11 protein-coding genes are annotated in these 14645 nt (G+C 69.0%); 4 read left to right on the top strand and 7 right to left on the bottom strand.

Annotated features, from left to right (window positions below):
- Positions 1 to 323: 323 nt before the first annotated feature.
- Positions 324 to 2123 (bottom strand): group II intron reverse transcriptase/maturase, encoded by a 1800-nt coding sequence (ltrA, locus tag QMK24_RS13885; RefSeq protein WP_283466060.1) that lies wholly within the window; start codon positions 2121 to 2123, stop codon positions 324 to 326.
- A 774-nt stretch (positions 2124 to 2897) separates the two neighbouring features.
- On the opposite strand from ltrA, the gene QMK24_RS13880 reads away from it, so the two are divergent.
- A complete protein-coding gene (locus QMK24_RS13880; protein ID WP_283466059.1) occupies positions 2898 to 3791 on the top strand; it encodes a hypothetical protein in 894 nt (297 codons plus the stop codon).
- Positions 3788 to 5542: a relaxase/mobilization nuclease domain-containing protein gene (locus tag QMK24_RS13875; RefSeq protein ID WP_283466058.1), complete on the top strand. Its 1755-nt coding sequence runs from the start codon at positions 3788 to 3790 to the stop codon at positions 5540 to 5542. Before QMK24_RS13880 ends, QMK24_RS13875 begins: the two co-directional genes overlap by 4 nt.
- Positions 5543 to 5759: 217 nt before the next feature.
- Here QMK24_RS13875 and QMK24_RS13870 read toward each other — a convergent pair whose 3' ends face one another.
- The 5 genes from QMK24_RS13870 to QMK24_RS13850 all read right to left on the bottom strand — a co-directional run bounded on the left by QMK24_RS13870 (position 5760) and on the right by QMK24_RS13850 (position 11824).
- Positions 5760 to 6659 carry a DMT family transporter gene (locus QMK24_RS13870; RefSeq protein WP_283466150.1) on the bottom strand — a complete coding sequence of 300 codons (900 nt, stop codon included), beginning with the start codon at positions 6657 to 6659 and terminating at the stop codon, positions 5760 to 5762.
- 30 nt (positions 6660 to 6689) lie between these two features.
- Positions 6690 to 7727, bottom strand: a complete 1038-nt coding sequence (locus QMK24_RS13865; RefSeq protein ID WP_283466057.1) for a lysine-2,3-aminomutase-like protein — start codon at positions 7725 to 7727, stop codon at positions 6690 to 6692.
- A gap of 248 nt (positions 7728 to 7975) precedes the next feature.
- Positions 7976 to 8647, bottom strand: coding sequence for an IclR family transcriptional regulator (locus tag QMK24_RS13860; protein ID WP_283466056.1), 672 nt, complete (start codon positions 8645 to 8647; stop codon positions 7976 to 7978).
- A 142-nt stretch (positions 8648 to 8789) separates the two neighbouring features.
- Positions 8790 to 9101 (bottom strand): hypothetical protein, encoded by a 312-nt coding sequence (locus tag QMK24_RS13855; protein WP_283466055.1) that lies wholly within the window; start codon positions 9099 to 9101, stop codon positions 8790 to 8792.
- A gap of 101 nt (positions 9102 to 9202) precedes the next feature.
- A complete protein-coding gene (locus tag QMK24_RS13850) occupies positions 9203 to 11824 on the bottom strand; it encodes an ATP-binding protein (protein WP_283466054.1) in 2622 nt (873 codons plus the stop codon).
- A gap of 565 nt (positions 11825 to 12389) precedes the next feature.
- Here QMK24_RS13850 and QMK24_RS13845 point away from each other — a divergent pair.
- Entirely contained in the window at positions 12390 to 12944 is a 555-nt protein-coding gene (locus QMK24_RS13845) for an RICIN domain-containing protein (RefSeq protein ID WP_283466051.1), read from the top strand.
- A 316-nt stretch (positions 12945 to 13260) separates the two neighbouring features.
- On the opposite strand, the gene QMK24_RS13840 is transcribed toward QMK24_RS13845, so the two are convergent.
- Positions 13261 to 13746, bottom strand: a complete 486-nt coding sequence (locus QMK24_RS13840) for an SRPBCC family protein (RefSeq protein ID WP_283466050.1) — start codon at positions 13744 to 13746, stop codon at positions 13261 to 13263.
- A gap of 64 nt (positions 13747 to 13810) precedes the next feature.
- Here QMK24_RS13840 and QMK24_RS13835 point away from each other — a divergent pair, with 64 nt between their 5' ends.
- On the top strand, positions 13811 to 14407 hold the full coding sequence (locus QMK24_RS13835; protein ID WP_283466049.1) for a TetR/AcrR family transcriptional regulator: 597 nt from the start codon (positions 13811 to 13813) through the stop codon (positions 14405 to 14407).
- Positions 14408 to 14645: the final 238 nt, after the last annotated feature.

Raw genomic sequence — 14645 nt, 5'->3', positions numbered from 1 at the left:
GGGGCGCCCACCCCCCCCCCCCGCGCCCCTACCCCGAAACCACAGCCCGACCAAACCACCGATCCCGACAACCATCACCGCCACCACAGACCCACGAACGGAGCCACCTCGTGCGCAACCCATTCCGAAACAGGCCCGACCCCCACGCGAACCTCTCCGGCCGACAGCACCAGAGCGGAGAGGGGCCCTCCATAGCTTCAACAACCTCCAAGCACAGCAAAGACGTTGACGAAGGCCAGGACAACAGCGCGTCGGGTAGCCGGAGCGCATCACTGCGCCCCGGCCCCCTCAGAACCGGACGTGCGACTTTCACCGCATCCGGCTCAAGCAAGCCGCTTGGGCTTCGTGGGACGTGAACTTACGGTCCGATTTCCGTCGTTTGCATGATGCTGACGATGGCAATCGGCATGCACAAGGCGGAGGTTGGCTCGTACGTCTGTACCGCCGTCTCTCCGGTAAACGAGGTGGTGCTTGTTGAGCAGCTTCCTCGACGCCGAGAACCAGGCAATCCACTCACGCATATTGTCCGGTTCGTATTCGGCTCCTTCGATCAACGCCTCACGACAGAGCGGACACACGCCCTTCTGCCGCGCCGCCAGGAGAAGACTCGTTTTCCCCATCGGCGGCGGCGCTTTGATGCGGCGACGCGCCCGCCAATAGCCCTTCAGGGCCGGGTCGTCCGGAGACGCCGCCCCCTTCACTGGGACATGGCGGGCATAAGCAGTCCATGCGAACTTCTGGAGATAGGCGCCACTGGATTTGTCGCCGAACACCCAGTTGTCCCGCCTGGACTTGTTGAACCGGCCGAAATAGTGGCGCTTAATCCACAGCCCCGAACGATTCGAGTGACTATGTTTTGCCCACTTATAGAGCAACGTGAACATGTAGTAGTCCATCGAGCAGAAGGCCCGATAGGACGCCACACTCCGGTAGTACGCACTCCACCCCTTCGCTACCGGGTTGAACGTGCGAATAACGGCCTTGGCCGGACCGCCACGCAGAGCGCGAGCGTCCGTTCTCAGCCGTTTCCGGAGTTTATTACACGCTGCCATGCTCGGCCTGATGACCAGCTTGTCCCCGTGTCGCTTCACGGTGAACCCCAGGAAGTCGAACCCCTCATCGAGGTGGACCACATGCGTCTTGGCCTCGTTGAAGCGCAGACCCCTGGGCGCAAGCCAGGCCGTCAAATCCTCCTTGACCCGATATGCCTCCTGCTTGCTGTGGCACAACACCACGAAGTCATCGGCATACCTCACCAACACGGGTACTCCCGGCGCGGTGTTGGTCTCCCGCCCCTTGCGGTTCTCATAGCGGAATCCCGCGGCCTCTTCCATCCCATGCAGGGCGATGTTCAGCAGCAAAGGGCTCACGACGCCGCCCTGAGGAGTGCCCTCCTCGGTCGGCGCCCAACGGCCGTTCTCCATCACGCCGGCCCGCAGCCAGCTCCGGAGCAGATTCCTGGCGGGAAACTGCCCGATCATGGCCATCAGGTGATCGTGACTGATGCGGTCGAAGGCCCCTTCCAGATCCGCGTCCAGCGCCCAACGGCGCTTCGCCTTGGGGCCCCGCGTGGAGGCCCGGATGGCACAGATCGCGTCCTGGCAGCCACGTCCGGGGCGGAATCCATACGATCTCGCCTCGAACCTGGCCTCCCACTCGGGCTCCAGCGCGTTCTTCACGCGAGCCTGGAGCACCCGGTCACGGATGACCGGAATGCCGAGCGGGCGCTGCTTACCGTTCGCCTTGGGGATGTACACGCGCTTGACCGGCTGAACTTTCCACGGAGTGGCCAACCGGTGGCTGTGAGCTGCCAGTTTGGCCCGCGCCGCCGGTGTGAGGGCGCGTTCTCCGTCGATGCCAGCGGTCTTGCGACCACTGCTCTGCTGTGTCACCCGCCGCACGCTAACCAGCGTGTTGCTGCGGCTTCGCAGCATGAGCTTCTGCAAGTTCCGGACCCTTTTAAGGTCCCCTTCCCTCGATGCCTTGAAGATCCGCTGCCTCAGCCGCCGTACATTCCGCTCACACGCGGCCCAGTCAACGCTGTTCCAGGCTTGTGTGGGCGAATAGCCTTCGGGTCCGTTTACCTCGGACGCGCGGGCGGTCCACGCCACTGTGCTACTCATGCACGCCTCCGGCATCTAACTTGTCCCTTGGTTCCGGCGCCTTTGCGTAGGGCTTCAAAGGCTCACCTGGTCCACGTGGGCACCCTTTCGGGTCGAGCCACCAGGGCCCGTATCCGGCGGGTTATGGCGGGCGGTGGGCGGAGAGGACCACCACCCGGTTTTCCCTGACCTTTCGGCCGACCGGCGTTCGCTTCTTGGACCATCCTGTTCCTGCCGAGGAATTGGGCCTTCCTTGCGGTTGGCTTACCGAGTGTTTCCGGACCCCGTCAGGGTTTCCGTGTTCCGCATTTCGAAGGTGCGGCTGGGGTGGGCGCTCCCTATACCCCGGGGCCGTCGGTGTCCTACTTCCGGTGTTGCTTGCACCGGAAGCCGCTGGCGCCTTGCAGCACCGGGCCCTTCCCTGCGAAGACCAGCCATCCCAGGGTTCGATATCACGAGGCATCAACCAGGAGTTCACACGTGTTCGCCCGTCCAGCCTTCCCCTTGCCTGTGGCCCTCGATGGCCGAGGGCCCTTGGGCGTGAACGCTCAGCTTCACACCCCGCCGTTGCCAGCGACGCATGTGAGCGCGGGGACGAATCCAGACACTGATTCGGAGGAAATTCCTTTGTCAGAACCTCTCCACGAAATCCACCTCACTTCGGAAAATGCGACCTCACGTCGCACAGCAAGTTGTCCCGAAAGGACTCCTGCCGGGCCTCTCCCCGCCCCAGGGGTGGCGGGGAGGGCCGGCGCCGACCGAGGGCGGTCGGCTTCGGGGACGCTCGGCCCGGGGGTGCCGACCGCCAACAACCCCACCCAACCCACGCGTCCCACCCCCGCCCCGCCCCGCACACTGAGCGACGCCGAAGTGATCCCCATCGCCGATGTCGTCGCCCGCTACCGCCTGCGCCTGCCCGAACCACGCCTGCATCGCGTCGCCCCCCGCTTCACCGACGCCGAATGGAACGAGATCAGCCGCGCCAGCATGCTCTGTGAGAAGAAGCTCGGCGGGTTCGTCGCCGCAGCCGCCGTCGCCGCATCCCGCCCCAGCGAACCTGGCGGGCGCACCCACCAGCCGCACTTGGTCGATCAACTCATGCGGGACAACCACGCCTGCGCCCGCGCCGGCCGCACTTTCAACGCTCTCGTCCGCCACCTGAACTCCGGCGGCACCCTCCCCGATCACACCGACTGGCTGCTGCATCACCTCGCGCACCGGGTCGCCCAGGTCGGCACCGCCGTCACTGCCCTCACCGCCACGCATGCGACCGGAATCCACAGCCCTGTGGATATGGGCGGCAGCCACCGGCATCGCACCTCCGGTCCGCGTACCCGCCGGGTCAGCCCCCGCTTCAGCGACCGCGAATGGGCCGGCATCACCATCGCCGCAACCCTCTGCGGCATCACACCGGGCGCCTACACCGCCGCCGCAGCCCTGAACGCCGCTAACGCGGACAACCCCCAGGCCGTCATCGCCGACACCCGTCAGCAGCTCGAAGAGCTGATGGAAGCCAACCGGCTGCTCGCCGCCCTCGCCAACAACACCACGCAGTTCCTGCGCCACCTGAACCCCGACGACACCCCGCACGACCCGGCCCGACGGCTGCTGCACACCCTCGGCGACGTCCTGGACCGCATCGACGCCACCGCCAGCGTCGTCGCGTTGGAAGGACACGCGCACCCGTGATCCCGCACATCACCACCGGATCCGGCGGCACCAAACGCCTCGTCCACTACCTGTTCGGGCCGGGGGAGCACAACGAGCACACCGACCAGCACCTGGTCGCCTCCTGGAACAACTTCGCCCCCGACCCCGGACCCCAACCCGATCCCGCCACCGAGGCCAAACTCGCCGCCCAGCTCGACCTACCCGTCAACGCCCTGCCCCAGAGCCAGCGCCCCACCGAAACGAACTGGCACTGCTCAGTACGCACCGCACCCACCGACCGCCTCCTGACCGACGACGAATGGGCCGACATCGCCCGCCGCGTCGTGGCCGCCGCCGGCATCGCCCCCGACGGCGACACCAAAGCCTGCCGCTGGATCGCCGTACGCCACGCCCCCGACCACATCCACATCGCCGCCACCCTCGTCCGCCAGGACGGCCGGGTCGCCCGCCGCAACTACGACCGCAAAGCCGTCCAAGCCGCCTGCCGCACCATCGAGGAGGACTACGGCCTGCGCCAGCTCCACCGCGGTGACGGCACCGCACCCCAACGCGCCACCAGCCCCGAACACTTCAAAGCCGAACGCCTCGGCCGCACCCGGCCCGCACGCGACGAGCTACGCGAAGCCGTCCGCCAAGCCAAAGCCGCCGCCCGCGACGAAGCCCAGTTCTTCGCCCTCCTGGAGGGGACGGGCATGAAGGTCCGGCCGCGCCAGGCCCCATCCGGCGACATCACTGGCTACAGCGTCGCCCATCCCAGCGACACCAACGCATCCGGTGAACCCATCTACTACTCCGGCTCCAAGCTTTCCCCCGACCTGTCCCTGCCCGAAATCCGCAAACACCTCGACGCCCAGGACCAACCCGCCCGCACCGCCAACCCCTGGCACGCTGCCGCCGACGCCGCCCGCCACACCCTGGCCGTACTCGACAGCGACGACGACGCCGGAGCACAAGCCCACCTCGCCGCCTTCGGCGACCTCCTCGACACCGCCACCTTCGCCGCACCCACCGCCGGCAAGGCCGAACTTCGTGCCGCAGCCGCAGCCTTCCACCGGGCCACCCGCTCCACCGTTCGGGCCGAACACCAGCAGGCCGCCGCCCTGCGCCGGGCCGCGAAGGACTTGATCTACACCGCCACCAGCGGCCAGGACAGCACCGGCCTGGCCGTCCTGCTCTCCGTCGCGATCCTGATTACCCGCGCCGCCATGCACTGGCACCAGGTCCGCGACCACCAGCAACAGCAAGCAGCAGCCCAACAAGCGCTCGCCCACCTGACCACCGCCTACGAGCAGACCGCCCGCCACACCCTGACCGCCCTCGCCCGGTCGGCATCCCGCCCCGACGCCACCCGCCGCTACGAGGCAGCACTGCGCCAAGCCATCCCCGCCCACGCCGACCGCATCCTGGCCGACCCCGCCTGGCCCGCTCTGGCCGTCACCCTCGCCCAAGCCGAGAGGGCTGGCGACGACCCCCACCAGGCCCTGCGGGACGCGTCCGAGCAACGGGAACTCACCACAGCGCAATCCCCCGCCGAAGTCCTCCACTGGCGCATCACCGGAACTACCAGCAAACGCCAGCAAGCAGCCACCGCCCGCAGCACAACCACCACCGCCCGGACCCCTACAACCCCACCGGCACCCCTTCCGGCGCCCATCCCCCCGGCCCCGCAACGGCGCCGCTCAAGAAACGCGTCCCCCGCCATCATGGTTCCGGCACTCCCCGTCGTCACCTCGGCCTGCTTCTCCAGGGGGGATCCCAGTACTCACTGATCGCCTCCTTCGCGAGCCCGGTCATCAGCCCCCGGACGGCATTGCGCGCGGTCCGGGAATGCAGCTCACGATCAGGAGTGGTCAGACCAGAACGTTACGAGGCCTCCAAGGCTGGCATCCGTACGTCCCGCAGCCGCTCCAGCCCTTCGCCCGCTCTTCGGGAACGGCGGTGCTGGGGGCGGGCTCGCCCCTGACCGGCCGATTTGGCCGGCCGTTCTCACTCGTTGAGGTCCCGCTCGGTGAAGAGGAAGACCCCTCCGATGATCAGGGATGCCCCGATGAACTCCCAGAGGGTGATGCCCTCGCCGAGGAAGACGATGGCAGCGGCCACGCCGAAGACAGGGATGATGTTGAGGACGACGCCTGCGGCACTCACCGAAACCTCTGTGATGGCACGGTTGTAGAGCAGGTAGGCGATGGCGAGGCCGAACCCGCAGACCACGATCACCACCAGCCAGTGGCCGAGACGCGAGGACGGAGTCAGAGCGCTGTCACCGGTGCTCCACTGCCAGACGAGCAGTGGCACCGCGAACAGCAGCCCGAATCCGAACTGATAGGCCGTCACCACCAGAGGGTCCATGTCGGCAACGGCCCGCGCCGCGATCATCGTGGCGATGGCCGCAGCGAGCGAACCGGCCAGTACGAGCATGGAGCCGACAGCGAGCGCCGCATCAACCCGGGGGCCGCCCAGCACCGCCACCCCGACGGCTGCGAGGGCGACCCCTGCTACGGCCCTGCCGGTGGGCATCCGCCGGCTGAGCAAGGCGACGAGCGCCACGATGAACACCGCCTCGGTGCCGTTCCGCAGGGCCGCCTCGGAGGCGTCGAGGTGTGCCAGTCCCAGGCTGATGGCCCCGTATCCGAGCATGGGCTCGAACAGCCCCAGCAGCGCCAGCAGTTTCAACTGGTCGCTGCTGGGCCGCTCGTGGCCCCGGCGGAGCATGATCGCCCACAGCAGTGCGGTCGAGGAAGCCAGTGTCACCGCGAGCAGCGTGACAACGGACATGCCCGCGAGACCGAACTTCTCGCCGGTGGTCCACACGCCCCACAGGACGGACGCGATCAGTAGGGGCAAGAGGCCGCGCTGCCGTCGAATGACGGTGCGGCTCGGTGGCATGGTCACCAACGCACGGTTCCTTCCCCGTCCTCACGTGTCGGTGGGCTTCGGCGGGTAGACGTGCTCGGTGCCCCACGGGTCGGTGACCCGCTCGGCCCCGTCCGACAGGTAGACCGGTCCGATGGGTACCTTGCCGTGGCCGCCGGGGATATCCAGTACGTACGTGGGCTGGCACATGCCGGAGACCCGGCCGCGCAGATCCCGCATAAGGGCCTGTCCCTCGGCGATCGTGGTGCGGAAATGTCCGGTGCCCTTGGCGAGGTCGCCCTGGTGCAGGTAGTACGGCTTGACCCGGTTGACGATCAACGTGCGAAAGAGGTCTTCGAGGGCCTCGGGTGTGTCGTTCACGCCCTTCAGCAGCACCGTCTGACTGACGAGGGGGATGCCTGCGTCGACGAGCCTGGCCAGTGCCGTACGGCCGTCGTCACCGATCTCCTGACTGTGGTTGGTGTGGACCACGATCCAGACGGGGGTCGGCAGGCGCAGCGCCTCGACCAGGTCCTCCGTCACCCGGCGGGGATCGACGACGGGCACGCGCGTGTGGAAGCGGATGACCTTGACGTGGTCGATGGCGTCGAGCGCTTCGAGCATGGGCCGGAGCTTCGTGGGCGCGATGATCAGAGGGTCACCGCCCGTGAAGATCACTTCCCAGATCTGCGGGTGTGCCCGGATGTAGTCGAGGGCCACTTCCAGTTGCTGGTCCTTGAGCATTTGGTCCCCGGGTCCGACGACCTCACGCCGGAAGCAGAACCTGCAGTAGACGGGGCAGACATGCATGGGTTTGATCAGCACCCGGTCCGGATAGCGGTGGGTGATGCCCTTCACCGGTGTGAACGGATCGTCACCGATGGGGTCGTCGTTCTCCTCGGGCGTGGTGATCAGTTCGAGGGCGGTGGGTATGAACTGACGTCCGACAGGGTCGTCGGAGTCGAAGATGCGGTCCTGCATGGCCGGGGTGACGCTCACCGCATAACGCTGAGCGACTTCGGCGATGGCCGGAAGCTCACTCTCGTCGATGAGTTCGCTTGCCAACAGGCCCTTGGGCGTGTGAATGGATCGCTGAGCCATCTTCAGTGCCTCTCCCGTGAGGACAGTGGTGTGGCCGTCCTGGGAGCGGAGGCAGGCGACCGTCGACTGGAGGCCGCCCCGGAGTACCCGCTGCTGCCTGGCGATACCGGCAGCTCCCAGTACGAACAGATGTGAAGTGGACCGCCTCAGCGTCGCCCGCCCGGATCGCCCTGTCACATCCCGTTCCGGTCAGCGGACCCCGGGGCCGACGCGGCGGCTCCGCGGCTCCAGAGGTGCGCGGTCGGCTCTCACCGGCCGCGCAGACCGGCGCTGATCGCCCTGCCGGTAAGCCGGACGGCGTCGGCAAGCCGTTCCAGGTTCTGTGCGGGATCGGTCAGGACGCACAAGGAGGCCACCGGGACCCTGCCCGTGCTGTGCAGGGGCACCGCCACACAGCACACCCCCGCGGTCACCTCCTCCCGGTCGAACGCGACACCGTGGTCCCGGATCTCCGCCGCCTCCCGGCGCCAGGCCGCGGGGAGCGGATCGAGCGGGAGGGCGGGGTGTGCTCTCGCCACGAGGACCTTTCCCGCCGCGGTGAACCACGGCAGGGGCGTACCGCTTCGGGGCGGGGCCAGGGCTCTGTCCCCGCCGGGGGCCCAGTACATGACCAGGGTCCGTCCTTCCCACAGCACACTGAGCCCCACCGTCGTACCGGTGGCCGCCGCCAGGCGGCGTACCGGCTCCCTCGCCGCGGCCCGCAGTCCGGGATGCGGCTGCCATTCCTGCCCGAGGCGGAACATCTGCGGACCCATGCGGTACCCCGTGCCGCAGCGCTGGACGGCGCCCAGTTCGACCAACTGCTCCAAAAGCCGGTACGTGGTCGACTTGGGCAGGCCGCTCTGCGCTGCCAACTGAGTCAGCCGCGCCTCCCCGGCCCGGTCCACCGCCTCCAACAGCCCGAAGGCACCCTGCAGCACGCCCCGCCCGCCGTCTCCCGGTGGCGATGGCGCCGGTCTGTCCAAGAAATCGTTCGACTGCCTCACCGATGGAACCCCCGTTTTCGTCATCGTCGCTCGGTTGTAACCACCGCGGCGCACGACGCGGTGGGGACGCGATGCTTCAGGACCCGCCCGGGTACACGACGTTGAATGGCGCCTCGGCGACCCGCCGGAACCGGTGGAACCCGGCCCGGACCACGATGTCGCGGGTCGCGGATTCGGCCCGTGCGCTCAGCACACTTCGCCCCCCATGGCACGCAGCGGTGCGAGTGGCAGCGGCGAGCTGGGTCGGCAGGGCGGAACCGGACCGGGCCGCTCCTTGATACGGGCCCTGTTGCTCGCCGATCACCGCCTTCGCGGCCTGGACGGTCGCCGCCGAATCGGTCAGGACCCGTTCCGGGTGCTCCCGCAGCGCCTGCTCGTCGATGGCCATGGGCCGTCCCCCGTCGTGGATGCCCCGCCGAAGCGGCGCAGAAGCACCTACAGGGAGAACTCTCGCGGCGAGCCGGCGGTCGGCAGATCGGCACGTCCTACCTAGTCCGGGTCGTCCGGTTGCCTATCTTGGGGGAGCACGATCCCGAGCAGGCGTGCGGCCGGGGCCGCCTGGTCCCGTGAGCCGACGCCGAGTTTGGACAGGACGGCGGCGACGTGATGGTCCACGGTGCGCACCGACAAGGACAGCCGCGCTGCGATCTCCGCATTCCGCTTACCCGCGGCGAGCAGGTGGAGGATCTGCAGCTGACGGGCGGTGAGATGGGCTGGGTTGCCGACCGTGGCCGGGCGCGGACCGCGGGGCACCCGCAGCCGACCCCGGCTGCGCAGCATCCGGCGGACCTGCTGCGCGGCTGCCGCGGCACCGAGCCCGTCGAACAGCGCGAGCGCGCGCAGTGCGGCATCCTCGTCCCCGCAGGACAACGCGTCCGCCTGATCGTACGGATGCCCCAGCGCCTCCCAGGCGTCGGCGGCCCTGCGCCAGTCCCCCGACAGCAAGAACCGGTACGGCTCGGCCACCCACTCCGGCACCCGGGGGCGCTGTCCGGCCCGGCGCAACCACCAGGCCAGCTCACCGGCGAACCAGCGGTGCCGGCGTTCGACGGCGAGCTCGAAGCCCCGGATGGCCTCGGCGGCGGTATTCTCCCGGTCGCCGCGCAGCCAGGCGTGCTCGGCCCGGGCGGCGGCCACGGGTCCGATCCGCTGCAACTCGCCGGAGTCGAAGGCGCGCCGGGCGGCCTCGTCCAACGTGAGGGAGGCCCGGGGGTCCCCGCGCCGGGCCTGTAACCGCCCCAGCGTGCACAGCGCGGGCACGACACTGGTTCCCGGCTGCTCCCGCTCCTTCAACGCCTGCCGTGCGTCGCTTTCCGCACCCGCCCAGTCCCCCAGATCCAGCCGGGTCCACGCGCGGGTCCCGGTCAGATACTGCGCATAGGCGTTGAGGTCGTGTGTGAGGGCGAACTCCAGGGCCCGCTCAACATAGTGGGCGGCTCGCGGGTAGTCGTGGTTCTCCACACTGGTGAAAGCGAGGTTGACCAGGGCTCGGGCAGCGTGGTCCGGCAGCTTCTCGTCGATCGCGACGTCGATGGCCTCGGTGAGCTCGGCCCGTCCGGCGGGATCGCCGTCGTGCAGCCGGGCGGAGCCGATGTTCGTCAGCGCGTGGGCCAGCGTCTCGCGGTCGCCGATCCGCCGGGCGAGCACCAGCGCCCGCGATCCCCAGCCGATCGCCGCCGCCGTCCGGTCCGCGAGCATGTCCAGCTGCGACTGGTTGCTGTAGGCCATGGCCAGTTGCCGGCCGGGCTCTCCCAGTTCCAGGGTGGTGATCGCCCGGGCTGCGGCTGCCTCCGCCTCGTTCCGCTGCCCGGCCCACCAGTGCAACCGTGACAGCCAGCGAAGGTTCTCGCCCGCCTTCTCCCGTTGGTTCGCCGATTCCCATATTTCCAGGGCGGCCTGCCGGGCGGCGAGCGCCTCGTCGATGATCCCGATCAGATAGCCGTTGTACGAGTAACCCTCCAGGAGTCCGGCGCGCTTCGGAGGGGACAACCGGTCCGCGTGGCGCAGTGCGGCCCGATAGTGGCCGACTGCCTCCCGGTGCGCGCCGAGGGCTTCCGCCTTCGCGGCCGCGGCGGGCGCGTACCGCAGTACGGCCGGGGTGTCGCCTGCCTCCCGGGCGTGATGGGCGAGCCGCGCGATGTCGGTGCCCCGGTCCGCCGCCGACAGTACGGTGAGTGCTTGCTGGTTCAGCTCACGGCGGCGCAGTGTCGACAGTGACTCTTCCAGGGCCCGCCGGTTCAGCTCGTGCCGGAAGCCGATCGTCTCGTCGGCCAGCACCAGCAGACCGGCAGTGACGCATTCCTCCACCACCCCTGAGTCCGCGTGCAATGCCTCCTGCAGTAACCACAGTTCAGCGCGGGTCGGGATGACCGCGACGAAACGTACGGCCTCCTGCGCCGCCGGGTCCAGCGCCGCGAAGCGGGCCAGGGTCAGGGCGCTGACGGCTCGGGGTACCCCCGGCTCGTTCGCTGCGAGCACCTCGGTGACCAGCAGCGGGTTGCCGCCGGTGGTCGCGTGCAGTCCGGCGGACTGCCGTCCGGCCCGCCGTGCCAGTTCGGCGACAGCCGCCTCGGACAGTGGCGCCGGCCGCAGGTGCCGCGTCCGCTCCGGGGGCAGATCGCCCAGCACGGTGCGCAGCGGATGATCCAGGTCCAGCTCGTCGTCCCGGTAGCTCACCACGAGCAGCGCGGGCAGCCGCTCCAGCCTCCTGCCCAGGAAGACCAGAAGATCCAAGGTGGCCTCGTCGGCCCAGTGCACGTCCTCCACCACGACCACCTGAGGGCGCCGACAGTGCGCCAACTCGTCCAGCAGGGCGCTGAAGATGACCTCACGACCGGCCTCGGCGGCCATCTGCCCGGCCAGCGCGCCGCCGGTCTGAGCGGCGATGTCGTACAGCGGGCCCAGGGTGCGAGGTGTCAGCAGTGGGTCGCACAGGCCGACCAGGACGCGGGTGTCGCCGTCGTGTTGCTGGATGAAGCGCCGTACCAGCGCTGACTTCCCGATTCCGGCTTCACCCGACACCAGGGCGATCCGGCCACCCGAGCCGGTCTCGGCCAGCCCGCGGTCCAGGTCGGCGAGCAGGGACGAACGCTCCAACAGCTCTGAGGCCACGCTCCACCATAGTGCCGCGCGAGGGCGGCGCTCGTGCGTTCCGTACACACCGCTCGGCTCACCGGCGACCTATACGGCGTGCGTCAACCCGATTCGGCCACGGTGCGAATCAGAACCCTTCGCACCTCGGGACGGCGAACCCGTTGGCCCGACGGGCGGGCCGGTGTTTGCTGCCGCCTGCCCGACGGATGACTTCTTGACGCACGTCCACACCGGCCTGACGGGTCGACGGGGGCAGATGCGCGGGTGCTGGGTCCGGTGAGCGGCACCGCACGCGACAGCCTGCCCCCCGTGCACCACGCTCTCTGCCAAGGGCCTCTCAGATCGGGGACGCGGGGCAGCACTGGACGGTTCGCTTGCGGACTGACCGGCGCCGCGTCAACGGCAGAGCCTGAGCCCTTGGTCGTCGTCGCTCCCCGTCAAGGAACCGGCCCGGGAGCTGCCGTCGATCACCGTCCTTGGCATCCGTCGCGGCAAGTAGCGCGGGGGATCAAGGCCTTCAGATTCCGGCTCCAGAGAACTGCCTCTCATGCCGGAAACCACCTCGCGAAGGAGTTCCCACGTCATGCGTCCAACCGCACGCACCAAACTCGCTGGTCTGACCACCGCGCTCGTCCTGGCGGGCGCCGGCATGGCGGCCACCGCCGGACCGGCGACCGCCCAACCCGCACCCCTCGCCCCGTTGAGCGGTGCCTTCCACCCGATCATCAACTCCGGCAACGGCAAGTGCCTGCAGCCCGAAGGAGGATCCGCCGGCGAGGCGACGATCGTTCAGGCAACCTGCAACGGCAGCATCACGCAGCAATGGCTGTTCCTCAACCGCTCCGGAAGCACCTACCACATCATCAACCAGTTCAGCGGCCTGTGCATGTACATGAACGGCCCCGTCGCGGCCGGCTCCCCCATCTCACAAGTGCGATGCACGAGCGTCAGCAACGAGGATTGGAGCAGCGTTGCGCCGCCCGCCGTCAGCGTGAGGGTGATGTCACAGGCAGGGCACCGCAACACCAACCTGTGCATCGCCGTACCGGACGGCCAGCCGACCGAAGGGCTGCCGGTTGAGATCTTGGACTGCACCTCCGGGGATGACGCGCAGAACTGGGTCATCGGGTTGTTCTGAAGCCTGGTGCAGAGGCCGCGGGAAGGCACGCCGAGGCCTCTGCCCGACGGTGCTGAACATGGGCGGCAAGGCCGCTCCGACCACAACCGCACACCCCAACCGATCCGGAGGGCCGGATCCCGGCGGTGGACATACGGGTGCCCCTGACCACACGTCGGGGGCACCTCCAACTCCCCGCAGGAGGAAGGACATCGTGGCGCACCGCCTGGAACCGATGGCGGATCACGCGGCCGCCTCCCAGGACCGGACGGTCGCCACCCGTGCAACTCAGGGGTCTCGCGTCGGTCCCGGAGGGAAACGGATGGTCAGACACCTCTCAGGGCCGTGGGGCGAAGCGGAGGCGTAGAAGGCGGACCCACGGCGACCAACGGGCCGGGCGAGGCGATCGGCCGGTGGCCACGCGCTCGATGTTGTCGAACATGTCGTGCAGGAGCGCCTCGTGCAGCCAGCGAATCACCAGTGGCCACACCAGGCGCATCCGGCCCTCGACCCGCCCGGCGGCGGTGTGGACGATTCGACAGCGCTGCGGGCCGTCGGGGACGACGAGGAACTCGTGGTAGCCGCTGAGGCCGAGCCCGGGGGCGAAGGTGAACCGCACTCGCCTGCCGGACTCGTACTCGGTCACCGCATAGCGGATCCGGCCGTGTCCGCCGCGCGAACCGACGGCGAGGCCGGCATCGAGGTGCAGGGGCGACCAGGCGGGGGCGGGCCATATCTGGTCCTGCGGGGTGCTCAGCAGGTCCAGGAGGGCTCCGACGTCGGCGGCGGGTGCGTCGATCGCGCGGCGCTGGATGTTCTGCACGGTGCCTCCTTTACATGAGACTCCATACGGGAGCGTATGGTGGACCGTACGCTACCGTATGGACATGGATCAAGAACGACGGCGGCTGACTGCGGACGACTGGGCGGCGGCTGCCCTCACCGCCATCGGTGAAGGCGGCCTCGCCGCCGTCGCCGTCGAGCCGCTGGCCACTCGGCTCGGCACCACCAAGGGCAGCTTCTACTGGCATTTCTCCAACCGGGAGGCGCTCGTCGAGGCCGCGCTCCGGCTCTGGGAGAAGGAGTTCACCGACGCGTACATCGCCGCGCTGGCCCCCGAGACGGACCCGGTCGCCCGATTGCGCATCCTGTTCACGCGCATCATCGGGAACGCGGGGCAGAACGCGGTGGCGGTCAACGTGCTCGCCGCTGCCGACCACCGGATCGTCGCACCCGTCGTGCGCCGAGTGGTGCAACGCCGATTCGACTACTGCGTCGGCCTCTTCGAGGAGATCGGCTTCCCGCCGGCCGTGGCGATCCAGCGCGCAACGCTGGGCTACACCGCATACGTCGGCCACGACCAGCTGGCAGCCCGGCTGCCAGGCGTGCTGCCGCTGGACACCGCCGATCAGCTGACCGCCTACACCCACTCCGTACTCGACCTCCTGCTGCACGACGCCCCCGCTCACCCCTCCCGGGCATGAAGGCCCGCCGGCGCGGCACGGTTGCGATCAACAGGCGGTGGCCATCCTTGCAGCCGCCCCGACCACCTGGGCGGCTGCAAGGCGTACAGCTCTCGCCTTCGTGCTCTCTCTGCTTGACTCTGTCGGTGATCTTGGTGGTCGGGGTCAGGTTCCGAGGGTGCGCCAGGACTTCGACCGTGGGATTCCCTGCTGATCCAGGAGGCTCTGGAAGGCGGTCGGTGGTCTCGGTGACGGGGCT

The organism is Streptomyces sp. PH10-H1, from assembly GCF_030063355.1.
Taxonomy (GTDB): domain Bacteria; phylum Actinomycetota; class Actinomycetes; order Streptomycetales; family Streptomycetaceae; genus Actinacidiphila.
The sequence above is the reverse complement of the archived record's forward strand: the minus strand, read 5'-3'. Positions and strand labels throughout refer to the sequence as shown.